Annotated in this window: 20 protein-coding genes; 12 read left to right on the top strand and 8 right to left on the bottom strand. The window is 42.1% G+C overall.

Annotated features, from left to right (window positions below; genetic code table 11):
* Positions 1-164 precede the first annotated feature (164 nt).
* From TW85_RS01880 to TW85_RS01890, 3 genes are read left to right on the top strand one after another with little or no spacing between them, the layout of a single operon-like run.
* Entirely contained in the window at positions 165-665 is a 501-nt protein-coding gene (locus TW85_RS01880; RefSeq protein WP_046015387.1) for a hypothetical protein, read from the top strand.
* A 27-nt stretch (positions 666-692) separates the two neighbouring features.
* Entirely contained in the window at positions 693-2,519 is a 1,827-nt protein-coding gene (locus TW85_RS01885; RefSeq protein WP_046015388.1) for a HAMP domain-containing sensor histidine kinase, read from the top strand.
* 42 nt (positions 2,520-2,561) lie between these two features.
* Entirely contained in the window at positions 2,562-2,927 is a 366-nt protein-coding gene (locus TW85_RS01890) for an Hpt domain-containing protein (protein ID WP_046015389.1), read from the top strand.
* Here the strand turns inward: TW85_RS01890 and TW85_RS01895 are convergent.
* The 6 genes from TW85_RS01895 to TW85_RS01920 all read right to left on the bottom strand — a co-directional run bounded on the left by TW85_RS01895 (position 2,922) and on the right by TW85_RS01920 (position 10,196).
* Positions 2,922-3,422, bottom strand: a complete 501-nt coding sequence (locus TW85_RS01895) for a GAF domain-containing protein (RefSeq protein ID WP_084616076.1) — start codon at positions 3,420-3,422, stop codon at positions 2,922-2,924. The two genes, TW85_RS01890 and TW85_RS01895, sit on opposite strands and share 6 nt — an antisense overlap.
* Before the next feature lie 124 nt (positions 3,423-3,546).
* A complete protein-coding gene (gene phoU / locus TW85_RS01900; RefSeq protein ID WP_046015390.1) occupies positions 3,547-4,254 on the bottom strand; it encodes a phosphate signaling complex protein PhoU in 708 nt (235 codons plus the stop codon).
* A gap of 23 nt (positions 4,255-4,277) precedes the next feature.
* Positions 4,278-5,108: a phosphate ABC transporter ATP-binding protein PstB gene (pstB, locus tag TW85_RS01905; protein ID WP_046015391.1), complete on the bottom strand. Its 831-nt coding sequence runs from the start codon at positions 5,106-5,108 to the stop codon at positions 4,278-4,280.
* Between the two features lie 20 nt (positions 5,109-5,128).
* On the bottom strand, positions 5,129-6,823 hold the full coding sequence (gene pstA / locus TW85_RS01910; RefSeq protein WP_238326154.1) for a phosphate ABC transporter permease PstA: 1,695 nt from the start codon (positions 6,821-6,823) through the stop codon (positions 5,129-5,131).
* A 42-nt stretch (positions 6,824-6,865) separates the two neighbouring features.
* Positions 6,866-9,121 (bottom strand): ABC transporter permease subunit, encoded by a 2,256-nt coding sequence (locus TW85_RS01915; protein WP_046015393.1) that lies wholly within the window; start codon positions 9,119-9,121, stop codon positions 6,866-6,868.
* A 106-nt stretch (positions 9,122-9,227) separates the two neighbouring features.
* Positions 9,228-10,196, bottom strand: a complete 969-nt coding sequence (locus TW85_RS01920; protein ID WP_046015874.1) for a phosphate ABC transporter substrate-binding protein PstS family protein — start codon at positions 10,194-10,196, stop codon at positions 9,228-9,230.
* A gap of 433 nt (positions 10,197-10,629) precedes the next feature.
* Between TW85_RS01920 and TW85_RS01925 the strand changes: the two genes are divergently transcribed.
* From TW85_RS01925 to TW85_RS01955, 7 genes are all read left to right on the top strand, one after another.
* A complete protein-coding gene (locus tag TW85_RS01925) occupies positions 10,630-11,166 on the top strand; it encodes a TRAP transporter small permease subunit (protein ID WP_046015394.1) in 537 nt (178 codons plus the stop codon).
* On the top strand, positions 11,159-12,547 hold the full coding sequence (locus tag TW85_RS01930) for a TRAP transporter large permease subunit (protein ID WP_046015395.1): 1,389 nt from the start codon (positions 11,159-11,161) through the stop codon (positions 12,545-12,547). The genes TW85_RS01925 and TW85_RS01930 overlap by 8 nt, the downstream gene beginning before the upstream one ends.
* Positions 12,548-12,571: 24 nt before the next feature.
* Positions 12,572-13,534 carry an NADPH:quinone reductase gene (locus TW85_RS01935; RefSeq protein WP_046015396.1) on the top strand — a complete coding sequence of 321 codons (963 nt, stop codon included), beginning with the start codon at positions 12,572-12,574 and terminating at the stop codon, positions 13,532-13,534.
* Positions 13,535-13,711: 177 nt separating this feature from the next.
* Positions 13,712-14,014, top strand: coding sequence for an antibiotic biosynthesis monooxygenase (locus TW85_RS01940; protein ID WP_046015397.1), 303 nt, complete (start codon positions 13,712-13,714; stop codon positions 14,012-14,014).
* 104 nt (positions 14,015-14,118) lie between these two features.
* Complete coding sequence (locus TW85_RS01945) at positions 14,119-14,895, top strand: AraC family transcriptional regulator (protein WP_231870376.1); 777 nt, start codon at positions 14,119-14,121, stop codon at positions 14,893-14,895.
* Positions 14,896-15,089: 194 nt separating this feature from the next.
* Complete coding sequence (putA, locus tag TW85_RS01950; RefSeq protein WP_046015399.1) at positions 15,090-18,197, top strand: bifunctional proline dehydrogenase/L-glutamate gamma-semialdehyde dehydrogenase PutA; 3,108 nt, start codon at positions 15,090-15,092, stop codon at positions 18,195-18,197.
* Between the two features lie 64 nt (positions 18,198-18,261).
* Complete coding sequence (locus tag TW85_RS01955) at positions 18,262-18,951, top strand: hypothetical protein (RefSeq protein WP_046015400.1); 690 nt, start codon at positions 18,262-18,264, stop codon at positions 18,949-18,951.
* A 79-nt stretch (positions 18,952-19,030) separates the two neighbouring features.
* Here the strand turns inward: TW85_RS01955 and dctP are convergent, their stop codons facing one another.
* On the bottom strand, positions 19,031-20,143 hold the full coding sequence (gene dctP, locus TW85_RS01960; protein WP_046015401.1) for a TRAP transporter substrate-binding protein DctP: 1,113 nt from the start codon (positions 20,141-20,143) through the stop codon (positions 19,031-19,033).
* 156 nt (positions 20,144-20,299) lie between these two features.
* Complete coding sequence (uvrD, locus tag TW85_RS01965; RefSeq protein WP_046015402.1) at positions 20,300-22,507, bottom strand: DNA helicase II; 2,208 nt, start codon at positions 22,505-22,507, stop codon at positions 20,300-20,302.
* A gap of 209 nt (positions 22,508-22,716) precedes the next feature.
* Here uvrD and TW85_RS01970 point away from each other — a divergent pair, with 209 nt between their 5' ends.
* The gene (locus TW85_RS01970; protein ID WP_046015403.1) at positions 22,717-22,914 is read left to right on the top strand and encodes a hypothetical protein; all 198 of its coding nucleotides are present in this window, start codon (positions 22,717-22,719) and stop codon (positions 22,912-22,914) included.
* 321 nt (positions 22,915-23,235) lie between these two features.
* Positions 23,236-24,435, top strand: coding sequence for an amino acid aminotransferase (locus tag TW85_RS01975; protein ID WP_046015404.1), 1,200 nt, complete (start codon positions 23,236-23,238; stop codon positions 24,433-24,435).
* Positions 24,436-24,491: the final 56 nt, after the last annotated feature.

Consider the following 24,491-nt stretch of genomic DNA (forward strand, 5'->3'; position numbering starts at 1 on the left):
GCTAGTTTATCGCTCAACTTCGGCTTAAATTCTTGGATTATTGTGCTCTTTCCGAATAAAAAGAACCTTTATTCCATAAACTACTGAATAGTTACTGCAATCAATCATAATTTTAGACTAGTATAATTAGTAAATTGATCATTAACCTTACGAAGGGACTCCCCATGCAAAGTTTGAAGTTTTGCTTAATATTCATTAGCTTAATTTTCTCTTCCGTATCTTACTCATTAGAACTGCCTTCAACTCGCACACTGTTAACTGTCAGTGGTTTAATTAGTAATACCAATAAAGACAGTAATGCGATTTTTGACCGTTACATGCTAGATCAACTACCTAGATCGAGTATCAGCACTCACACACCTTGGAATGAAGGGAAACATACTTATACAGGTTTTAATGCCCAAGAGTTTTTCGATTTGCTTGGAGTAGAAGGTGAAAACTTAAGTCTGATTGCACTTAATGACTATATGATAGATATTCCAGTTAAAGATTTTACTGAAGTCGGCGCCATCTTTGCGACTCATATGGACGGAGTACCTATGACAGTCAGAAACAAAGGGCCTATCATGATCGTCTATCCTTTTGATGATAAGCCAAAACTTAAAAATGAATCCTATTATGGTAAGTCTATTTGGCAAGTTAACCAGATAGTCGTTAACCAATAGCTAGCGGTACAAGGATAGGAGTAGCATGTGAAGGGATTAACGAAAGACGTCAGATCAATCATGATGAAGCGTCTCACGTCTTTCTTATTGGTGATTTTTTCTTGCACCCTAATCGCTTCCGTTGTGCTCTACTTTTTAGCGAACTCCAACAGTACCAAGCATGTTAGAACAACCTATGAAAGTAGTATCTGGTCTAGCTTGCAACTCCAAGTACAAAGCTACCGCTTTGTCGATTACCTCAAACGCCTAGATAAAGATAATCCACCAGCGGCTGGTGATGTACTCTTTTATTATGACCTTTTGATGAGCCGTATCGACCTGCTAAAAGTCGGCAGCGTCGGAAATCGCATTCACTATTATGGTGATGGCCGTAGTATACGTATCCTAAACTTTATCAGTGCCGAATTAGAGTTGCTGCAGCCTAACATCGTTCAGATCGAAAATAACGACTTATCAAATCTAGATAAACTTATTAATAAACTACATTTGCTTGAGCCACAGATAAATAAGTTTGTCAGCCTGGTTAACCAAAGCAGCCGTGCTTATTCAGTTGAGCAAAGAGAGCAAATTCTCGAAGAGTTTCAGCTATTTAAGTACATAATGCTTATTTTCATTATTAATGCCATCGCCCTCTTTCTAGTGCTTATGACAAATATAAGAAGCACTCGTATTGCGGTCATGAAAGCAAAAGAAGCAGAGCACCAGATCGAGAACATTGCACAAGATAAAACACACTTTTTAGCAACCATGAGCCATGAGATTAATACCCCATTAGATAGGGTGATTAACATGAGTAAGCTATTAAGAACCAAGGGGTTGAATAACGAGCAATGTCAGATTCTAGATACCATAGAAGACTCAGGCACCTTGTTACTAAACTTAATCAAAGACTTCTCTGATTTATCTGATATTGCCTCTGATAATTTGGTGTTAGATTATGCTCCTTTCAGCTTGGCGCACGAGTTAGAAAAGAGCATAAAATTTGCGGCTATGAGATCTAATCCTAAGGCGGTGAGAGTATTAAGTTATATCGATTTAACGCTGCCAGACCAAGCCATTTACGATAATAGCCGCTTACATCAGATCATTTATAACCTGATAGATAATTCATTCAAATTCACCCCTTCTGGGCATATCAGCATAGTCGTGCGAATGTCTCAGACTAAAGCACCGCAGTGGCGACCTAGTCTGTATCCTGAAATACCTGCCAGTATGATTCAGGTGGTAATCAAGGACACAGGTATTGGGATATCAGACAGTATTCTGGAGATGCTTCAAAGCCCATTGGATAGCCAGGTACCTAACTTTCCTGAAAATAAATACTGCTTAGGTCTTTATCTATGTCGTGCTCTCGCACACCTGATGCATGGAGAATTAAGCTGTCATAGCCCAGAATCAGGTGGCAGTGAATTTATTCTGGAACTGCCCATATTCCACCACCAAATTACCCCGATTCAAGAAGGTAAAGCGGCACAAGCCTTGGTTAAATCATTAACCAACAAAAATATGATTATTCTAGAAGCGAGTGATTCAGTGGCTCACTTAATGGCAATGCAAGCCAATGCGTTAGGACTTAATACGCCACTACATACTCAAATGCTTAATCAAATTCCTGAACAAAAGATTCATTACATTTATATAGGAGATGACAGCATGTTAGATGACCTCTCCTATATTAATTTACAAAAATTAGTTAACACAGGAAGCCAGCTTGTGGCCGACTCTAACCTGAGTCAGAACCGAACCAAAGCCCTTGCACATGCACTGTATAAAGGGCCTCTTTTACACTTAAACATGGGCCATGCTTTAAATGAGTTAGCCCATCAAGACTTTATATCTAGTCAAGCTTACTAACCCTAAGCAAGATCAGTTTTACTCATTTGATGAGATAGAAAGATGGATGAACTTATTGATAAACATACAATTACTCTTCTTATAAGTCAGCTTGGTTTGGCCATGGTTAAAGAAGTATTTGAGGCGTTTGTTCCTAATGCAGAAGAGAACATACATTTTTTACAGAAGAACTGGCATGTGGAGCAACACAAAGACTTACGAATCAAATCCCATTCTCTTAAGTCTTCCGCCGCTAATCTAGGCTTTATGCAATTATCAAGGTTAGCAAAAAGCCTAGAAGAGCATTGTATTAATCATGAACAGCATGAGTTCAATGCTAATAAAGATAAGCTAGATAACCTCAGCCCAGCACTGAAAGCAAGCATAGATGAGCTTGCTTTAATGGGGATAACGAGAGAACGTTTATAACTGCCACTCAAATTGTGTTGCTTGGGTAAGAGTGCGTAACAAGGTTTCAAGGCCAGCTTGATCCTCGTCATCAAAACGATTCGCAATAGGGCTATCAATATCTAAAACCCCAATCAACTTACCCGCAACCATAATAGGCAAAACGATTTCAGATTCAGAGGCACTATCACAGGCAATGTGGCCAGGGAAATCGTGGACATTCGCAATTCTCTGGATTTCTTGAGTGCTGGCTGCTGTTCCGCATACACCACGACCAAAAGGAATACGCGTACAAGCGACTTTACCTACGTAAGGCCCCAATACCAGCTCCTCACCTCGTGCAAAATAAACACCAGCCCAGTTAACCTCTTCTAAGCTTTGCATCAGAAAAGCCGCAAACTGAGAAAGATTACAAATCATGTCCTCTTCTTCCATCAATAACCCAGTTAATTGTAAGTTCAAAGATTCATAGAACTCAGGTTTAGATGAAGATTGATCTGTTTCTAGTGTAAACATGGCGCCGTCCTTTCCCTTTTAGAGGTGTAAATAATTAGCCCAGCCATCATAATCAAATATCCCTATACAAAAAAGGCCCCTAATCACTTAGGAGCCTTTCCTTAATACATCACACAGGGATGCATTATTCTATTTCTTGCTGTATCTCTTGAGCTGGCACGTGACGAACGTCCACCCCTTTAACCATATAGATTAAGTGCTGACAAACATGACGCGCATAATCACCGATACGTTCAAGAGATCTTAGTACCCAGATCACATTCAGAATACGAGTGATACTGCGTGGGTCTTCCATCATATAAGTCGCTAGGGAACGCAAAGCTGTTTTATATTCCATATCAACAACACGATCTTGCTTAGCTACCTTGATCGCCATATCGATATCTAGTCGAGCGGTCGCATCAAGCGCATCATGTATCATGCGAGATACCATGGTACCTATACGGTTAATCTCAACATAACCTCTTGGCGACTCACCCTCTTCGATCAAGGATAAGGTAAATTTAGCAATCTTCTTAGCTTCATCACCCATACGCTCAAGTTCACTTACCGCTTTTGAGATAGATAAGATCATACGTAAATCAGAGGCAGCAGGCTGTCGCTTAGCCAGAATGCGTGTACATTCTTCATCAATTAGCTCATCAAGCTTATTAACCGTAGCATCCTGCTCACGTACGTCCTCAGCTAACTCAGAGTTACTGTTTAGTAAGGCTTCAATCGCATCACTTACTTGCTTCTCAACCACGCCACCCATAGTTAGAAAGTGTTGGCGTAAATCTTCAAGCTCAGTATTAAACTGCTGCGATATATGGTGTGTCATTAGTTCTTTCATGATCTTCTTCCTTATCGACAGAGCTAGCCGTAACGACCAGTAATATAATCTTCTGTTTGTTGCTTACTTGGGTTAGTAAACAAGGTATTAGTATCCCCAAATTCAATCAGGTCACCCATATACATGAAAGCAGTATAGTCAGAGACACGAGCCGCCTGTTGCATGTTGTGAGTTACAATTGCGATGGTGAACTCTTCTTTCAACTCATGGATCAATTCTTCAATTTTCAGGGTTGAGATTGGGTCCAACGCAGACGCAGGCTCATCCAATAAAAGAACCTCAGGTTTTACAGCAACGGTACGTGCAATAACCAAACGCTGCTGTTGACCACCAGACATACCTAAAGCACTTTCATGTAGTCTATCTTTTACTTCATCCCAAAGGGCTGCAGAACGTAATGCCCACTCAACAGTTTCATCAAGAATGCGCTTTTTGTTAATCCCTTGAATACGAAGTCCGTAAGCAACGTTTTCATAAATGCTTTTCGGGAAAGGGTTAGGCTTTTGGAATACCATGCCTACACGGCGGCGCAGCTCAGCAACCTCAGTTCCTTTCGCATAAATATTTGTATCATGTAGATTGATCTCACCGGTAATACGGCAAGTATCAACTAGGTCATTCATACGGTTAAAGCAACGTAATAAGGTCGATTTACCGCAACCAGATGGTCCGATAAACGCAGTTACCTTCTTTTCTGGGATGATCATATCAATCCCATTCAACGCCTGCTTATCACCATAGAAAAGTTCTAAGTTGTTCACAGTTAAACAAGGAGTTTCATTTTCGATACGCAAAGTCTGTTGGCTACGCTGCATCGCCGAAATATCAATTGAGTGTGCTTTCATTTCGCTCATAATCGTCTCTTCTCTGCTATCTACATTTCCAGCGATTTATATTTTTCACGTAAGTGATTTCGAATGGTAACAGCTGCTAAGTTTAATAGAGCAATTACTATCACTAACAATAGGGCTGTGGCATAGACAAGTGGTCTTGCCGCTTCAACATTTGGACTTTGGAAACCCACATCATAGATATGGAAACCAAGGTGCATGAATTTTTGATCTAGGTGAATAAATGGGTAGTTACCATCTAACGGTAAAGATGGCGCCAATTTAACAACACCAACAAGCATAAGTGGTGCAACCTCACCTGCGGCACGCGCAACTGCTAGGATGACACCAGTCATGATAGCTGGGCTAGCCATAGGTAAAACAACACGCCATAGTGTCTCTGCTTTGGTCGCACCCAAAGCCAAACTACCTTCACGGACGTTTCTAGGAATACGAGATAAACCTTCTTCTGTTGCAACAATTACCACAGGAACCGTTAGCAGGGCCAAGGTAATTGACGCCCACATCAAGCCACCAGTACCAAATGTTGGTGAAGGTAGAGCTTCTGGGAAGAAAGCTTGGTCTATCGAAGAACCCATAAAGTAGATGAAGAAACCTAAACCGAATACACCGTATACGATTGAAGGTACACCAGCTAGGTTGTTTACAGCGATACGAATCACGCGTGTTAACCAACCTTGGCTCGCATATTCTCTTAGGTAAACCGCTGCAACAACGCCAAAAGGTGTTACCAAGATAGTCATCAGTAATACCATCATGATGGTACCAAAGATAGCTGGGAATACACCGCCTTCAGTATTTGCTTCACGAGGATCATCAGATAAGAATTCCCATAGCTTAGCGCCGTAGAAACCAATTTTATCAAAGACATTCATCGCATTAGGTCTAAAAGCACGAACCACTTTAGCAACCTGTAACTCACTAATAGTGCCGTCCATCGCTTCTACTACGAAAGTATCACGATTGATTTCACCGTAAAGTGTAATCAAACGCTCTTGCAGCACTTTATACTCTTGATCAAATACTGCTCTATCAGCATCTAGGTCAGCTAAGATTGCTGGTGTTAGCTCATCATTAAGCTCTAAAGAACGTTGCTTTAAACGTAAACGCTCTAAACCATGGTTAATCGCACCTATGTCATGTTTTTCAATCTGATAGATGTCTTCATGGATCACTAACGCTCTTTCGATGCTTTTCTCAAAGCTTTCCCAAGTCGCTAACGCACTGTCAGTTGCTTGCTTATCTTGCGTTTCAGCAATCACGGTGCCATTTTCTTTCACTGCTTGCAGGTAACCATAAAGGTTACCCCATTCATGTCTTTCAGCAGCAAATAGCATTTCAGGTTTTGTTACTTCCGTTAGGAAATCATCAATTACCCAACGAAAGTCAGAACCGTAAATATCACGGTTACCTGTTTTCATTAGCGTACGAGAAACAATCTCTTTATCTTCGCTAATTTCAATACCAGCTTCTCTCACTTGTACAGCAGGTACTTCCAGGCTTTCTACTCTTTCTGCAACTAGCTTGTAAGCAGGTTGACCTGGTACTTCATATCTAGCTTCAACAATATCAGCTGGCCAGAAGTGGCCTAAACCACGTACAGCGATAAGAAGTAATAATCCAATTACCATGATCACAGATATTGCCACGGCACCAGCATTTAGCCATACCCATGGATCACCGGACTTAAACCAATTTGAAACGGATGGTTTTTGCATTTTTTTCTCTTTAATACTTGTCATACTCTTGCTCACTATAAGTTACAGAGAACCGTATTTTTTACGTAAATGTTGGCGCACAGTTTCTGCAATCGTGTTAACCACAAAGGTAAACAAGAAGAGCACAAATGCTGCCAAGAACAAGATGCGATAATGTGAGCTATCAACTTCTGATTCAGGTACTTCAACCGCTAAGTTGGCCGCTAGAGTACGCATACCTTCGAAGATGTTGAAATCCATAATCGGTGTATTACCCGTTGCCATCAGTACTATCATTGTCTCACCGACAGCACGACCCATACCTATCATAATGGCAGAGAAGATACCTGGGCTCGCTGTTGGTAGTACCACACGAACCATGGTTTGCCAGTAAGTTGCACCCAATGCTAATGACCCTTGAGTCAGTGCTTTAGGTACGCTGAATATGGCATCTTCAGTAATAGAGAAGATTGTTGGGATAACCGCGAAGCCCATAGCGAAACCAACAACTAAAGCGTTTCTTTGGTCAAACGTAATACCTAGGTCATTAGTGATCCAACCACGCATATCACCCGCAAAGAAGTTCAGCTCAATCACAGGACTCATGGCGACACATGCCCAACCTAAGAAAATGATCACAGGGATCAAGAGTATTGGTTGCCATCCATCAGGTAATAACCAACGAATCTGATTCGGTAAACGAGACCAGATATAAGCAAATAGCAGGATACCTATAGGTAACACCACAAGAATACTGAAGGCTGCAGCTAGGTTTTCTTCAAGGAAAGGCGCAAAGAACAAACCCGCCAAGAAACCAAGAATAACCGTTGGTAGGGCTTCCATAAGCTCGATTACTGGTTTCACCTTACGGCGAAGACCAGGCGCCATAAAGTAAGCCGTATAGATAGCACCACAGATAGCTAACGGCACAGCCATAACCATGGCATAAAACGCCGCTTTTAACGTACCAAACGCAAGTGGCATCAAGCTGTATTTAGGCTCAAAGTCATTGTTAGCAGCAGATGACTGCCAAGTATAAGTTGGCTCTTGATAACCTTCGTACCAGATTTCAGACCATAATGATCCCCATGATACTTCAGGGTGCTCATTATCAATTTTGAAGAAGCGGATACCTTGGCTGTCTTCTAGCAGTAAACCATTCGCTCTTGGAGAGAAAGCAATGTTAGTCGCTGTCTCATCACTCAACTTTTCATTAATTACTTGGCGTGAAGAGGTAGCATTATAAATCGCAACAACACCACGGGTATCTAGTGTAGCGAAGCCTTTACGACGCTGTTCCATCGCCACATCGATAATGCCAACAGGCTGAGTAACATCACGAATAAAGGTTAGGTTTTCAACGTTATCTTCATCACGAACATTAAACCATTGGCTCACTTTACCGCTTGCGTCAGACACCATGATAGATGATTGACCCAGTAAGTAGCTCATTGAAGTTAAATCCTTACCTTCTTCGGTAAGCTGATGCTGAGCCTTAATACGGATATTATCAATATCACGTAAATCAAGCTCTGTCATAGCACCTGACTGAGTGGCTATATATAGATATCTTTGATCACCACTGATAAGCAAAGAGGTTGCATTATCAATAAAAGGTAGCTCGGCTTGAAGTTCGGTTAGCTCCACTTCTTCAGTGATAAAGTTAACGTCTTTTTCAAGCTTAACGATACGGCTTTGAGTATCACCAATAACAACAAGTGTTAAGGCTTCTTCACCGTTTCTAATCGCGACTTGTTTAATGGGAAAGTCAGCAGCATCAATCGCTTGCTCACCAAATGGATACTCAACTAACGGAGTAATTTTTCGTTTGCCATCTGGGTAAGTAATTTTGTAGTTATGTTGAGCAATTACAAGCTGACCATTGTCATAAGCTAGCGCCATAATACGACTGGTATCATCTTCAATCGCAAAGGCTGTCATATCCGCTGCAACCGTGCTTTTTACTTGTTTGATAACATCGCCGTTTAAGTTATCAAAAAAGATAATGCTGCCGTCTTGGGCAACACGCATGGCAACTTCATTTTGCTCTTCAACCGTTAAGTAATGGCTAGCACCACTTTCTTGGTGCGGCAGGCTATACACGGCTTCCGCTTCGATTTCAGCACCTGCAAAAAGTGGCGCAACTTCATATAAAAGGTAAAAACAAATCAGTAGTACAGCAAGAATAACGCTGCTTCCACCTATTGCGATACCGGCTGTAGCAGCCTTGTCTTTTGCTCGTCTCACTTTTCTGTGGCGTAGCAAAGCTGGGCTGTTGAAATCCAAATCTGGGGCTTGACGGTCTGTTGTTTTACTCATCAGAAATCATCTTGTAATTTGTTGCATATTTGTGACAACAGCAAGCATAAGAAAAGCAGGAAAGACTAATCTTTCCTGCTTATGATCTTGCTGTACCATTCAAATGTTATTGAATGCCTAGATCGCTCAAGTACTTGTTAGCAACCTTGCTAGGTAGTGGTACATAACCATCTTTTACTACAACTTCTTGACCAAGTTGAGACAATACCATTTTAACGAATTCACGTTGTAGTGGATCAAGAGGCTTGTTTGGAGCCTTGTTCACGTAAACGTATAGGAAACGTGATAGTGGGTAAGAACCTTTCGCAGCATTTAGAGGCGTCGCTTCTATGAACTTACCGCCTTCTTTTTTCGCTAGTGGGATAGCGCGTACAGAAGATGTTTTATAACCGATACCAGAGTAACCGATACCGTTCAAAGATGTTGATACAGACTGTACAACAGATGCTGAACCTGGCTGCTCATTTACACTGTTTTTGTAGTCACCTTTGAAAAGCGCTTTCTTTTTAAAGTAACCGTATGTACCTGATACTGAGTTACGACCGAACAATTGAACGTCGCGGTTAGCCCAAGCACCAGTTAGGCCTGTTGCACCCCAGTTAGTGATATCTTGGTTGTATCCACCTTTACGTGTAGAAGAGAAGATAGCATCGATTTGTGGCAAAGATAGGCCTTTAATTGGGTTATCTTTGTGTACAAAAACCGCAAGAGCATCGATTGCTACTGGAATCGCTGTTGGCTTGTAGCCATATTTCTTTTCGAAAGCAGCAACTTCTTTGTCCTTCATAGTACGGCTCATTGGGCCGAAGTTTGAAGTACCTTCAGTTAGTGCTGGTGGCGCAGTAGAAGAACCTGCAGCCTGAATTTGAATGTTAACATTTGGGTATAAACGTTTAAAATCTTCCGCCCAAAGTGTCATTAGGTTTGCCAGTGTGTCCGAACCAACACTTGAAATGTTGCCAGAAACACCGCTTGCCTTATTATATGAAGGCAGCATTGGATCAACAGCAGCAACAGCACTTACAGATAAACTTGCGGCAGCAGTAAGAGCTAGACCGGCAACTAAATTTTTCATCATTACAATAGCCTCAGTGGTTACATCCAAATTCATGGGGTAATTCCCATATCTTGTTTGATGATTGATACTATAGCGAGGGAATGTGACAAAAATGTTAAAGCCAGACAGGCTCCTAAATTTGTATTCAAGTTTTTTGTTTATTAGCAATAAATCTCATATATATCAGATAGTTATAAATAAATATTTTTAACTTTTTTTTCAAAAAAACGCTTTTTATTAAATTAAAGCGTCTTTATCAGTGTCATAAAAGCATCTTTTATTACGCCCTTTGTCACATTTGTTATGTGCAGCTATTTTTCTTATTAAGATAAATCCTTGATCTAATTAACACTTACTGTGTATTTGGCATTTGAAATCCCATAAACTTGAGCCTCAAAGGCGAAAATACGTCTTAAATCAATACATAACAAACAGTCTGTGGACTTTGATCATGCTAAAAATAATAATCGACCTAGCTGAGTCGCTTTCTTCTGTGATAGGTAAGTGCGTTGCCTGGCTTACTTTAGGAATGATGGCGCTAACCTGCCTTATCGTTGTCATGCGTTATGGCTTTAATGCCGGCTCTATTGCTTTACAAGAGTCAGTACTTTACCTACACGCGTTAGTCTTTATGTTAGGCGCCGCCTACACCTTTAAGTCAGATGAACATGTGCGTGTAGATGTTTTCTATCGCGGTTTTAGTGATAAGAAAAAAGCGTGGGTAAACCTAGTAGGAGGAGTTCTCTTCCTTTTACCTGTCACCCTTTATACCAGTTACTTGAGTTTTGATTATGTCTCTGCATCTTGGAGAGTCATGGAAACATCACAAGAACCTGGCGGCCTACCTTTCGTTTACTTATTAAAAACCTTGATACCTTTAATGATGATTACCCTCATTATTCAAGGCCTTGCCGACATATTTAAGAGCATAGGCATAATTACAGGCCAACTCTCTTCTGAATCAACACAAGGACCTCAAAATGACTGAGTTAATTCCACTCTGGCTCTTTGGGGCTGTTTGTATCTTTTTACTCTTTGGCTACCCTGTTGCCTTCTCATTAGCTGGTACAGCATTAATTTTTGCTGGCCTTGGCAGCATGATGGGAACCTTCGACCCCGTTTTCTTAGAAGCTCTGCCTAATCGCCTATTTGGCATTATTCGTAATGAAACCCTGATTGCGGTGCCTTTATTCGTCCTTATGGGCGTCTTGTTAGAAAAGTCTAAGCTTGCCGAAAAACTACTAGATAGTATGGCAATGCTATTTGGTACTTTGCGTGGTGGCTTGGGAATTTCTGTGATTCTAGTGGGTATGCTACTCGCAGCGAGTACAGGGATAGTAGGTGCGACGGTTGTTACCATGGGGATGATCTCATTACCTACCATGTTACGTCGCGGTTATGATCCATCTCTTGCCGCAGGCACAATCTGTGCAACAGGGACACTTGGTCAAATCATCCCACCTTCTATTGCACTAGTACTTTTAGGCGATGTTATGTCCAATGCTTTCCAAAAAGCACAATTGGAAATGGGCATTTTTTCTCCTAAAACCGTATCAGTAGGCGACCTCTTTGTTGGTGCCTTGATTCCAGGCTTACTATTAGTAGTTGCCTACATTTTATATGTGGCAATTGTGGCTTGGTTACAGCCTCACAAAGCCCCAGCAGTGCCTAAGGATGAATTATTAGCAGGCTCTACAGAGCCAGTATATATTCTTCTGATAAAAGGCTTGGTGCCACCATTGACCCTTATCTTAGCGGTACTAGGTTCTATTTTGACAGGTATTGCGACGCCAACAGAAGCTGCTGGTGTCGGTGCTTTTGGTGCAGCAATCTTGGCACTAGCCAGTGGTCGTTTAAACCTTACTACCTTAAAAGAAGTGGTTTACTCCACTACACGCGTTACTTCAATGGTATTTTTAATCCTGATCGGGGCGTCACTATTCTCCCTTGTCTTTAGAGGATTTGGTGGCGAAGAGTTAATTCATAACTTCTTTAGCCAATTACCAGGTGGTGTCTTTAGTGCCATGCTAATTGTCATGTTAGTCATGTTCCTATTAGGCTTTATCTTAGACTTTATCGAGATTACCTTTGTTGTGGTGCCTATTGTTGCACCGGTTTTATTAGCAATGGGGTTAGATCCCGTTTGGTTAGGTATCATGATGGCAATTAACTTGCAGACATCTTTCCTAACACCACCATTTGGTTTTGCACTATTTTATTTACGAGGTGTAGCACCGCCAGAACTGAAAACTCAATCAATCTATAAAGGCGTTGTCCCTTTTATCTTGATTCAAGTTGCCATGTTGGTGCTATTAGCCATTTACCCAGAGTTAGCCACTTGGTTACCGAGTGTCATTTACGGTGATTAAGCCAAGCATATAAGAGGACATCCTATGAAAGCGGTTCAAATACAAGATTATGGCCCAGCATCCGATTTGGCTGTGGTTGAAGCTCAAAAACCTGTCATTGCAGCAGGTCAGCTATTAGTAGAAATAGGCGCGGCAGGTATCAATCCAGTCGATACTTATATTCGTTCTGGTACTAACAACTACCAAGCCAGCTTCCCTCATACACCAGGGAACGATGGTGCAGGTACTGTGGTCGAAGTGGCTGACGATGTGACTGAGTTTAAAGTCGGCGATCGTATCTACTTTAGTCGTTGTTTATCAGGATCATCTGCTGAATTCGCTTCATGCTTGGCTGAAAAGGCGTTTCCGCTACCTGATAACATTAGCTTTGAACAAGGCGCTTGCTTGGGCGTACCTTACACCACAGCCCATAGAGCTTTATTCGGCCGAGCGCATGCTCAAGCAGGCCAAAAAGTATTGATTCATGGTGGTACAGGCGCTGTTGGTATTGCTGCCGTACAACTTGCTTTAGCGGCAGGCTTAGAAGTTGTGGCTAGTGCAGGCTCAGAAGCCGGTGAAGCGCTTCTTAAGGAGCAAGGGGCTCATCATGTGATTAATCACAAAGATGCAGACCACCTTGTCCCTTTTCAAAACCTAGAAAATGGCTTTGATGTCATTATCGAGATGCTTGCAGACCAAAACTTGGATCAGGACTTAAAAGCCCTAGCCCACGGTGGCTGTGTTGCGGTTATCGGTAACAGAGGTACTGTCGAAATTAATCCAAGAGACCTCATGGCTCGTGATGCCGCTGTTGTTGGGGTTGCCCTTGCTAATGTAAAAACACCTGCCCTTAAGCAAATTGGTCAGTCACTTTACCCGCTACTAAGTTCAGGCTTACTTACACCTGTCGTTCGTAAAACCTATTCTTTGGATGAACTTGGCCTAGCCCATGAGGATGTTTTAAAAGCAGGTGCATTAGGTAACCTAGTTGTCACTTTAGCGAATTAAACTCTCTTCTATCGAGAAGGGTTTCAACTTTATGGTCATTAATACCTTGTTTTAATGGCCATATTTTTAAAATGAAACTAGGCTCACTATATGAAATAGAAACTTTACTAATACGCTATTTCAGCCCAAACTTATTTGCTAGCCTAACTTAATAATGCACTTTGAAAGGAGCCTTATATGAGTGTGACAGTCGTTGTAAGCTTTAAAGTTAAGCCACCTTTAGTAAATGAATTTATTGACCTTCTCCAGTCCCACCAAGCGAGTATGATTCAAGCTGGTGCCAAAAATGTGGCCATCTTTACTACTCCTGATAGAGCCAACAAAGTTTTTGAGATAGAAAACTGGGATTCTGTTGATGATCATAAAGAATATGTTCGAATGATTTCCGAAAGCCCTGAACTTGAGAAGTTTAATGGTTATCTTGTTGAACCTTATAAAGTTTCTTATTTAGAAGAAGTCTCTAGGTTGGACGCTTTCTAACCTTCTAGAAAAGCTTTTATCTAAACAAAAGACAACAAGTCTTTACCTATTCTAGCCGCCATTGTATAAACTGATTTTATCTATACTAAATGGCGGAGAGAAATGTGTTAACGCCCTCTGATGTACTATCCTTGCCCATTCAGGCACACACCCATGACCATGAGTATCATCAGTTGGTCATAGTGCTTGATGGCGACACGGATTTTGACATTCAGGGACAGGGCAAACAACTCGCCCCTGGCGGTGGTTGTGTCGTACCTTCAAGTGAAGGCCATGCTTTTGCAGGTTTAGGTGAAAACCGCATCATGGTAGTGAACTTACCTATCCCTCCTCAACAGGCCATTACCCAAGAAGAGTACGAGTTGGTTTCACGCATGTTTGATCAGGCAAGCTTTTTCCAGCTTAATGCTAGATTAAAACTATTGGCCACCAGCTTAAGCAGCGAGTTAGAACAGCACCCTGATGACAAGCTACTTGCCAGAGCCTGTGGTAACACATTGCTTAGTGCAATACGCCACCAACTTACCGAAACAGACATAGTCACGCCGACAACAGCTGGCCGTCGATTAGACATAGATAAGTTGGATCAATATATAGATAACAACCTTTCTCGCCGAATTCAGATGCAAGAATTAGCTCAGTTTTGTTTCTTAAGTGTGAGTCAATTTCATCAAAGGTTTAAAGAGAAAATGGGCCTAACTCCCCATCAATATGTACAGCAAAAGCGCCTCAAGCATGCCCAATTTTTATTAGCCAATGGCTACTCAGCCTCTCAAGCGGCAAGCCTTTGTGGTTTTTCCAGCCAAAGCGCAATGACCACACTTTTCTCTCAAGAATTAGGGATAAGCCCAGTTCGCTTTCAAAAGCTTTACCTCACTTAAACTTCCCTCGTTCGCCCAGAGTTTTTTGTAAAATTAGGCGAGCATTCAATAAGACTGAAATTAAAAGTCATCATACAGTAAGCAAAATGTCACATTAGCAACTCGCTAACACAGTTTGATTTGTCGATATTGTTCTAAAATCAAAACAGCGAGCGCTTGTATTCTATCTCCCCACTTGGGTATGGAGCTTACTTATGTTTAACGCAATTGATGTGCTTGATTCTTCTTTCATCAAGCAAAAACCTGCCCAGTTATGGGAACTGATCTCTCCCTTATACAATGTGGATGAAGCGAGCTGGTTAACTCAGCTACTGCCTCTTGCTAAGCCTTCTAAAGAAACGCTTGAAGCAACCACGAACAATGCAACAGCGCTTATTCAAGCCGTACGTGCTGATGATGAAGCCAGCAGCATGATTGATTCATTGTTATTAGAATACAGCCTAGATACCAAAGAAGGCATTCTTCTAATGTGTCTAGCAGAAGCCTTGATGCGTGTGCCTGATGGCGAAACAGCCGATGCTTTTATCCGTGACAGACTGAGCGCTGCGGACTGGAATAGCCACTTAAAAAATTCTGATTCATTTTTTGTAAACGCTTCAACTTGGGGCTTGATGCTAACAGGTAAAGTTGTTGGCATGAGTGAAAAAGAAGATGGCACTCCCGCTAATCTGATGAATCGCTTGGTAAACCGCTTATCCGAACCTGTTATTCGAAAAGCCATGTATCAAGCAATGAAAATCATGGGGCACCAATTCGTTCTAGGCCGCTCTATCAAAGAAGCTCTTTCTCGCGGTAAAAGCTATCGTGATAAAGGTTATAGCTATTCATTCGATATGTTAGGTGAAGCAGCGCTGACACAACAGGATGCTGATAAATACCTTGATGCTTACATGCGCGCAATTGATAGCGTGGCAAAAGACACTTATAAAGGTAGCGCAGCAAACCCAACTATCTCAATCAAGTTATCTGCTCTTCACCCAAGATACGAAGTTGCGCAAGAAGCTCGAGTAATGTCTGAGCTATTTGAAAGTGTAAAAAATCTTATTATCAAAGCTAGAGCGAAAAATGTCGGTATTACTATCGATGCCGAAGAAGCTGATCGCCTAGAAATGTCTTTGACGCTCTTTGCAAAGCTTTACCAAGACCCTGTTTGTAAAGGCTGGGGCTTATTTGGTTTAGTCATTCAGGCTTACTCTAAACGCGCTCTTCCGGTTCTAACTTGGTTAACAGCCATTGCAGCAGAGCAAGGAGATCAGATCCCTGTACGCTTGGTAAAAGGTGCTTACTGGGATGCTGAAATCAAACTGTGTCAACAAAAAGGTTTTGATGGTTACCCTGTTTATACACGTAAAGAATCAACAGATACGTCTTACCTTGCCTGCGCCCATTACCTATTAAGCCAGCATGCAAGGCAGTGGATCTTCCCTCAGTTTGCAACACATAATGCTCATACAATTGCAGCGATTAATGCGATTGCAGGCAATACAGGTGCAAGTACAGCTGAGTTCGAATTCCAACGCCTACATGGTATGGGTGATGCGCTTTATAACCGCGTAATCAAAGATCAATCTGTGAATGTACGTATTTATGCGCCTGTTGGTAGCCATAAAGACCTACTTCCTTACCTAGTTCGTCGCTTGCTTGAAAATGGCGCGAATAGCTCTTTCGTACATAGGCTGGTGGATGCTAAATGCCCAGTCGAAGAGTTAACTCATCACCCTGTTGAAACCCTGTTAAGCCGTAAAACACTGGCTAATCCTTATATCAAGCTACCAATTGATATGTTCGAAGAGCGCCAAAACTCTTTTAGCCCAAATATCGACATCAGCTCTCAATGGCAGCCATTTGAAAAAGAAGTGCAAAGCTTTATGCAAAACACTTGGCAAGCAGGCCCATTAGTTTCTGGTGAAAAACTAGCGACAGACATACAGCATCTAGTTCGTAGCCCATACAAGCAAAGTCAGATAGTGGGTGAACTAAACTGGGCAGACGCAGATCAAGTAAGCCTTGCTATCAGCAAAGCACAAGACGCTTTCCCAAGTTGGTCAGCAAGACCTATGTCTGAACGTGCTGCTTGCCTTTTAAAGATGGCTGACTTGTTAGAGCAAAATCTGGCTGAGTTTGTTGCAATTTGCCACAAGGAAGCAGGTAAAACCATACAAGACAGCATTGATGAAGTAAGAGAAGCGGTAGACTTCTGTCGTTACTACGCTTGCTTCAGCCAAGATAATCTAGCCCAAGCTAAGCCTTATACTGACTTTAGAGGCAAGCAACAGCAGCAAACATTTGAAGCCAGAGGTGTATTTGCTTGTATTAGCCCTTGGAACTTCCCATTGGCTATCTTCCTTGGCCAAGTAACTGCCGCACTGGTTGTCGGTAATACGGTTGTTGCTAAACCTGCAGAGCAAACCTGCTTAATTGCCATGCGTGCGGTAGAGCTATTGTTAGAAGCAGGCATTCCCGCCGACGTTATTCATCTATTGCCGGGTGATGGCGCAACTGTGGGTAATGCAATTACCTCTGACAAGCGTATTGCTGGTCTTGCTTTTACCGGCTCCACAGGAACAGCACAACGTATTAACCGTGCGCTATCTGCTCGTGGTGTCGACCCTGTTCCTCTCATTGCTGAGACAGGTGGACAGAATGCCATGATAGTTGACTCCACAGCATTGCCAGAGCAAGTTGTAAGAGATGCGGTTAATTCAGCCTTTGCTTCAGCAGGTCAACGCTGCTCAGCTCTGCGTGTACTCTTTGTACAAGCAGATATCGCTGACCGTGTTATCACCATGCTACAAGGTGCGATGCAAGAGCTAGTGGTTGCTGACCCTCAGTTCCACAGTACAGACCTTGGCCCTGTGATTGATAAAACAGCTCAGAACAAGCTTGCTGCGCACATTGAAACCATGAAAAAAGAAGCGAAGTTAATTGGTCAAACAAAGCTACCAGAAGCATGCGATCAAGGTACCTTTATTGCACCAACTGCGTTTGAGCTAAGCAGCATTAATCAATTAGGTGATGAGCAATTCGGCCCTATTCTGCACTTGGTACGCTACCAAGCTAGCGAGTTGGAGAATATGATTGAAGAGATCAATAACTCAGGTTTTGGCCTCACCATGGGTGTTCATAGCCGTAATGAAACCACCTGCCAACGCATTGCTGAGCTTGCGCGTGTAGGTAACCTTTATATTAACCGAGATCAAATTGGTGCCGTTGTAGGTGTTCAACCGTTCGGTGGTCAAGGCCTATCAGGCACAGGACCAAAAGCGGGCGGACCTCATTATTTAGCGGCCTTTATGAAATAAAGTGTGGCGCCACACTTTATTTATAAGCAGCCAATACAGGTAAAAGAATTTAGGTACAGATATTATGAATGCTAATAAAACACAAATAGATAAGGCAATGCAGGCGTTTCCACTATGGAACCAACTAGGTACTGAGCAACGCGCTGAAAAGCTAACAAACAGCCTTAATACCTTAACAGGTGATGCAAGAAAAATGGCTCAGTGGCAGATTAATAATGCACTAGCTCAAATTGCCGCTAAGCAGCTAATGCCAGGGCCTACAGGAGAAAGTAACCTACTTTCAAACCAAGGTCGTGGTGTATTTGTCAGCCTTATTACAGACTTGTCAGCTCAAAGAGAGCAACTATTTACAGCTGTTGTAGGCCAGGTTTATGCCGCCTTAGTTGCAGGAAACAGTGTAATTCATCATGGTGAAATGGGTCAGACTCTTCTAGCGAGTTTAGATGCTTATTTACCTGAAGGTGTCTTACAGGAAGCAAACCAAGCAGAGCATCAAGAGAACTTACAAGACATACGACTCGCTGGTGTTTGTGCACTAACGGATGATAAGAACTTGATTGAAATAAAACAGACACTTGCGAATAAAGAAGGCCTTTTATGTCAGCTAGTAAGTGAAACTGATTTCATCAATTACTCAAATCAGGCTAAACCAAGCTTTATTCACCAATTCACTACGGAGCAAACCATTAGTACCAATACGACCGCAGTTGGTGGTAATGCAACACTTCTAGAATTAGGCAGTAAAACAGATTAACCCCTGTTTAACGGCATTAAAAAAGGCTTCAAAGTTTAACTTTGAAGCCTTTTTTGTACTTACTAATAAAGTGATTTAACTAGTCAGCGTCACGAGCATTGATATAAGCACGTTCAGACACGGCATGCCATTTACTCACTTTAGAACGGAAGTCCATGAAAGAGTCGTATACTTTCTTACTCATTTCATCACCTGCCGCCACTTCTTTCAAAGTCTCATCAGAAGCGGAACGCAATTGTGCGAGTACTTCTTTCGGGAAAGGCTTAAGTTGAACATTATGATCATTAACTAGAGTCTCTAGAGCGTCATTGTTCAAAGCCGTAAACTCATCAAGCATATCTTGGTTAGCCTGACGGCCAGCCGCTTTAACAATCAACTTAAGATCTGCTGGTAATGCATCAAATGCTGTTTTGTTAACCATAGCTTCAAGCGTTGTACCTGGCTCATGCCAACCTGGGTAGTAGTAGAATTTAGCTGCTTTATAAAGACCAAATGCTAGGTCGTTATATGGACCAACCCACTCTGTCGCATCAATCGTACCTGTTTGTAAAGCAGTAAAGATTTCGCCACCAGGCAAGTTAACCGGTGTACCACCTACTTTTTTAAGTACTTCACCACCTAGGCCAGGAATACGCATTTTCAGGCCTTGGAAGTCATTAATAGAGTTAATTTCTTTGTTAAACCAACCACCCATTTGAACACCAGTATTACCTGCTGCCATAGGGACTAGATTAAATGGAGCATATACTTCTTCCCACAGAGCCATACCGCCGCCATGACTAACCCAAGCATTGATTTCTTGTGCAGTTAATCCAAAAGGAACCGCAGCAAAGAATTGTGCCGCTGGCGCTTTACCTTTCCAGTAATAAGACGCACCGTGGCCCATTTCGGCGGTACCACGAGATACAGCATCAAAGACTTCTAGTGGCGGTACTAACTCACCCGCTGCATAAACTTTTACATTCAGACGTCCACCGGACATCTCTGTAATGTTTTTTGCTAGTTTCTCTGCACCTGTACCCAAACCAGGGAAGTTTTTCGGCCAGGTAGTTACCATTTTCCAGTTGATCACTTCGGCTTTAGTTTCAACCTTCGCTTGCTCTTCAGCTTTTTCACCACCGCCACAAGCGACTAAGGTTGCGGCTGCTAACCCTGCAACCGCCCACTTTCCAAAACTTTTTGCTGTAAACATTTTGATTCCTCAGCTTTTATTGTTATTTATATTGCTTTTATCAGCCTATTGATAAGGTCTAAAAAGTCAGCTTTGCCCATCTAAACAAAACTAATAAAACAAATACTAGGCGCACTAGCTCATTGTCTCAACTGATTTTTTTAACATTATTCAAATTTATAGTGTTTGTAATTTAGCAAAAGCTAAGACGAGCCATTTTGTGCCTTCATCATCAAAGTTTACTTGCACTCTCGCTTGAGGCCCCTGTCCTTCATAATTGATCACCAAACCTTCACCAAAAACAGGGTGAGTCACTCTATCGCCCATGCTGATATTGGTTTCAGGCACTTGATAACCATCTAGCACTGAGTTGTTAGGGCGAGCAAAGTTAGGTCTTTGAGTCGAGACAGGTCGAGACACTTGTGATCTTAGGCGTACCTCTTCTAAGCAGTCACTTGGAATTTCATTGATAAAGCGTGATGGACTATTAAAAGACTCACTACCATGCAAACGGCGTGATTCAGCATAGGTAATATAGAGCTTCTCCATTGCACGTGTTATTCCCACGTAACATAAGCGCCTTTCTTCCTCTAAGCGTCCAGGCTCTTCAAAAGACATACGGCTTGGGAACAAGTTCTCCTCTACACCCGTCAAGAAAACAAGCGGGAACTCAAGACCTTTCGCTGAGTGTAAGGTCATCAATTGAATAGCATCTTGATATTCATCTGCTTGTGCTTCACCTGCATCAAGTACCGCTTGGTCTAAGAAGGCCATCATAGGGGAGCTATATTCTTGCTCTTCGGCTTCGGTTTGAGTCCAGCTAAAACCACTGGCAGCACTAACCAGCTCTTTTAAGTTTTCGACTCTAGCCTCTCCTTTCTCACCCTTCTCTTTTTCATGGAAGGCAATCAAGCCAGCTTCTTGGATTAGCTGCTCAAATACTTCACCTAGGCCTAGGTCATTGCTTTGTACACTATTCGTCATGCCATCAACCAAACCAAGAAAAGCAGCAATGGCATTGGTTGCTCTGGCAGGAAGCAGTTTTTGTCGCACAATTTCAGAGGCGGCTTGCCACATAGAACAGCCTTGGTCTCGGGCTAGTTCACGAATTGTGCCTATGCTTCGCTCACCAATGCCCCTAGGAGGAACATTAATCACTCGCTCCATGGCACCATCATCATTAGCATCTATCGCTAGTCTGGCGTAAGCCAAGGCATTCTTTATCTCTAATCTGTCATAGAATCGATGGCCACCATAAATACGATAAGCCATTTGCTCTCTTACCAAACACTCCTCTAATACTCGTGATTGAGCATTGGAGCGATACAAGATAGCCATATCTCTTAAACTTGATCCGTCATCGCGCCATTTTTTAATGATACTTAGAATAAATCTGGCTTCATCTTGTTCATTAAAACCAGCGTAAAGGGAAATCTTTTCCCCTTCTGGGCTTTCGGTCCAAAGCTCCTTTCCTAGACGATCGTCATTATTCTTAATCAGGCCATTAGCGGCTTTTAGAATGTGGCCCGTAGAGCGATAGTTTTGCTCCAAACGAATCGTCTGCACCTCATTAAAGTGCTTAGTGAAGTTCTGTATGTTTTCTATTTTTGCCCCGCGCCAGCCATAAATGGATTGGTCATCATCACCCACCGCCGTAATTGAGCCTTTATCACCCACAAGAATTCGTAGCCAAGCATATTGGATGCTGTTGGTATCTTGAAATTCGTCCACCAGCACATGTACAAAGCGCTCTTGGTAATGGCGTAATAACGCCGGATTGCCTAACAAAAGCTCGTGCGCACGTAATAAAAGCTCACCAAAGTCTAAAGTACCATTACGCTCACAGGCTTCTTCATAGGTGTAATAGAGTTCACGCATCCCTTTAGAGAAAGGATCATGGCTATCAGGAACATGAGCGGCACGTCTGCCCTCATCTTTTTGAGCATTAATGAACCAGCAAACTTGCTTTGGAGGCCAGCGGGTTTCATCAATATTTTGTTCTCGCATGATACGTTTAACCATACGTAACTGATCGTCGCTATCCATGATCTGGAAATTTTCTTTTAGTCCTGCATCACGCCAATGGGCACGCAACAAACGATGTGCTAAACCGTGGAAGGTGCCCACCCACATACCTTGAGGAGGAACACCAACCAGTTGCTCTATCCTCGCCTGCATCTCTTTAGCGGCTTTATTGGTAAAAGTTACCGCCATTATGCTAAATGGTGAAACTTCATAGGCATGCATTAACCAAGCGATTCTATGCACTAGAACACGTGTTTTACCGCTACCAGCGCCGGCAAGTATCAAGGTATTTTGCAAGGGAGCAGCAACAGCTTCTCGTTGCTTATCATTTAAAGAATCAAGAATAAAAGAAACATCCATTGAGCAGGTTCCGCCTTGCTAATTAAGTGGCTAAAAATTGATTTAATCTTTCTGTCACATAAAAAAACTACCATAGTGGTTGATTTTTGATCGATTTTACGGTTTTTTATGTGTTGTAACTTGTTGACCTCTATTTTGACTTTTTTCACCTGTCGATGACAGTGATCTATGCATTTCATTGTCATTGAAATACATCAAAGGAAAAAACGATGAACAAACTAGCTACCGAGTTAAGTGAACTAAAAACAGAACTTTTACACGCATCTATCAGTTTTGATAATGAGAAAAACGAGAAGCTACAAAAAGAAGACGGCGTACGTATGTTAAAAGCGCGTCGTGGTATTGAAGCTTATCGAGAGCAAAAAAGCTTATCTGATTCCATTTCAAATGGATGGGATATTAACTAATTTCGCTCAGACAAGCGAAAAAAGCCAAGTTAATAACGGCTGACGCTCACTTTTTGATGTGATCTTAATTACCTTAGCCATAATAAGGTAACAAATAGAAACATCATTTCCTTCTATTGCTGTTTTTCCCAGCAAGGTGCCTTTTCCGCCCTAAAAAAACATTCAATTCACTTACGTTTACATACGCTTTCCATTCACTGCAGACATTTGCTAGCGGTGCTAGACCTGTTGGAGTAACATAGCTAGGTTTTTTAAAGCGCTAATTAAATAGCACGCAATTAATAATTATAATAGAGCGAGTAACCCTTTTGGGGAGTCACCATGTTTGAAAACATTCAAGCTGCGCCAGCAGATCCTATTCTTGGTTTAAACGAGTCTTTTGCTAATGAAACTAGCCCTAACAAAATCAATTTAGGGGTTGGTGTATATAAAGATGAGCAAGGTAAAACACCTATTCTGCAAGCCGTTAAACAAGCAGAAGAAAGATTATTATCCAGTGAAACCAGTAAAAGTTATTTAAGTATTGAAGGAACATCTCAATACCGTGAAGCAGTACAAGGCCTTTTATTCGGCCAAGACCATCCAATTATTACCAAAAAACTAGCTCACACCGCCCATACACCTGGCGGAACGGGCGCACTTCGTGTTGCTGCTGAATTTATTAAAAAGCATATTCCCAATGCGACCGTTTGGGTAAGCAACCCAACCTGGGCAAACCATCAAGCCGTTTTTCAATCTGTCGGTTTAGAAGTGGCTAGCTACGCCTACTATGATGCCGTGAATAAAAGTCTAGATTTTGAAGCCATGCTTGCAAGCTTGTCTCAAATCCCTGAAGGCGATGTGGTTCTTTTCCATGGCTGCTGTCACAACCCAACCGGCATAGACCCAACAACAGAACAATGGCAGCAATTAGCGAACCTTTGCAGCAAACAAGGTTTCTTACCTTTGTTTGATTTTGCCTATCAAGGTTTTGGCATAGGTTTAGAAGAAGATGCGAAGGGCTTGAGAACCTTTACTCAGCAAGTACCAGAAATGCTAATTGCGAGCTCATTTTCTAAAAACTTTGGTTTGTACAATGAGCGTGTTGGCGCCATTACGCTTGTTTGTGATACCACAGAACAAGTGGATGCCGCTTTTACTCAGTTACAGCGTACCATACGAACAAATTACTCCAATCCACCCGCTCACGGTGCAGCGATTGTGACAGAAATTCTATCTGATCCAGCGCTGCGTAGCTTATGGGAGATGGAGCTTGAAAGTATGCGTAAGCGTATTCATGAGATGCGTAGCCTATTTGTTAGCACTTTAAGAGCTAACGGCGTAGATCAAGACTTCTCTTTCATCTCTCGTCAACAAGGTATGTTCTCTTTTTCAGGCTTAACACCCGATCAAGTCAGCCGTTTAAGACAAGAGTTTGCCATTTATATTGTCGGTTCAGGCCGTATCAATGTTGCTGGCATCACTCACGAGAATATTAAGCCTTTATGCGATGCAATTAGTACCGTTGTTCAGAACAACTAACTAAAACGATTAAAGCGTCTTAAAAGCAGTCCTTTTATAAGGGCTGCTTTTTTTTG

The sequence above is a fragment of the Marinomonas sp. S3726 genome, from assembly GCF_000967665.1.
GTDB lineage: Bacteria > Pseudomonadota > Gammaproteobacteria > Pseudomonadales > Marinomonadaceae > Marinomonas.

Coding starts and splice junctions, on each gene's coding strand:
- TW85_RS01880 (WP_046015387.1), top strand. CDS start 165: ATGCAAAGTTTGAAGTTTTGCTTAATATTCATTAGCTTAATTTTCTCT.
- TW85_RS01890 (WP_046015389.1), top strand. CDS start 2,562: ATGGATGAACTTATTGATAAACATACAATTACTCTTCTTATAAGTCAG.
- TW85_RS01895 (WP_084616076.1), bottom strand. CDS start 3,422: ATGTTTACACTAGAAACAGATCAATCTTCATCTAAACCTGAGTTCTAT.
- phoU (WP_046015390.1), bottom strand. CDS start 4,254: ATGAAAGAACTAATGACACACCATATATCGCAGCAGTTTAATACTGAG.
- pstB (WP_046015391.1), bottom strand. CDS start 5,108: ATGAGCGAAATGAAAGCACACTCAATTGATATTTCGGCGATGCAGCGT.
- pstA (WP_238326154.1), bottom strand. CDS start 6,823: ATGCAAAAACCATCCGTTTCAAATTGGTTTAAGTCCGGTGATCCATGG.
- TW85_RS01915 (WP_046015393.1), bottom strand. CDS start 9,121: ATGAGTAAAACAACAGACCGTCAAGCCCCAGATTTGGATTTCAACAGC.
- TW85_RS01920 (WP_046015874.1), bottom strand. CDS start 10,196: ATGAAAAATTTAGTTGCCGGTCTAGCTCTTACTGCTGCCGCAAGTTTA.
- TW85_RS01925 (WP_046015394.1), top strand. CDS start 10,630: ATGCTAAAAATAATAATCGACCTAGCTGAGTCGCTTTCTTCTGTGATA.
- TW85_RS01930 (WP_046015395.1), top strand. CDS start 11,159: ATGACTGAGTTAATTCCACTCTGGCTCTTTGGGGCTGTTTGTATCTTT.
- TW85_RS01935 (WP_046015396.1), top strand. CDS start 12,572: ATGAAAGCGGTTCAAATACAAGATTATGGCCCAGCATCCGATTTGGCT.
- TW85_RS01940 (WP_046015397.1), top strand. CDS start 13,712: ATGAGTGTGACAGTCGTTGTAAGCTTTAAAGTTAAGCCACCTTTAGTA.
- putA (WP_046015399.1), top strand. CDS start 15,090: ATGTTTAACGCAATTGATGTGCTTGATTCTTCTTTCATCAAGCAAAAA.
- TW85_RS01955 (WP_046015400.1), top strand. CDS start 18,262: ATGAATGCTAATAAAACACAAATAGATAAGGCAATGCAGGCGTTTCCA.
- dctP (WP_046015401.1), bottom strand. CDS start 20,143: ATGTTTACAGCAAAAAGTTTTGGAAAGTGGGCGGTTGCAGGGTTAGCA.
- uvrD (WP_046015402.1), bottom strand. CDS start 22,507: ATGGATGTTTCTTTTATTCTTGATTCTTTAAATGATAAGCAACGAGAA.
- TW85_RS01970 (WP_046015403.1), top strand. CDS start 22,717: ATGAACAAACTAGCTACCGAGTTAAGTGAACTAAAAACAGAACTTTTA.
- TW85_RS01975 (WP_046015404.1), top strand. CDS start 23,236: ATGTTTGAAAACATTCAAGCTGCGCCAGCAGATCCTATTCTTGGTTTA.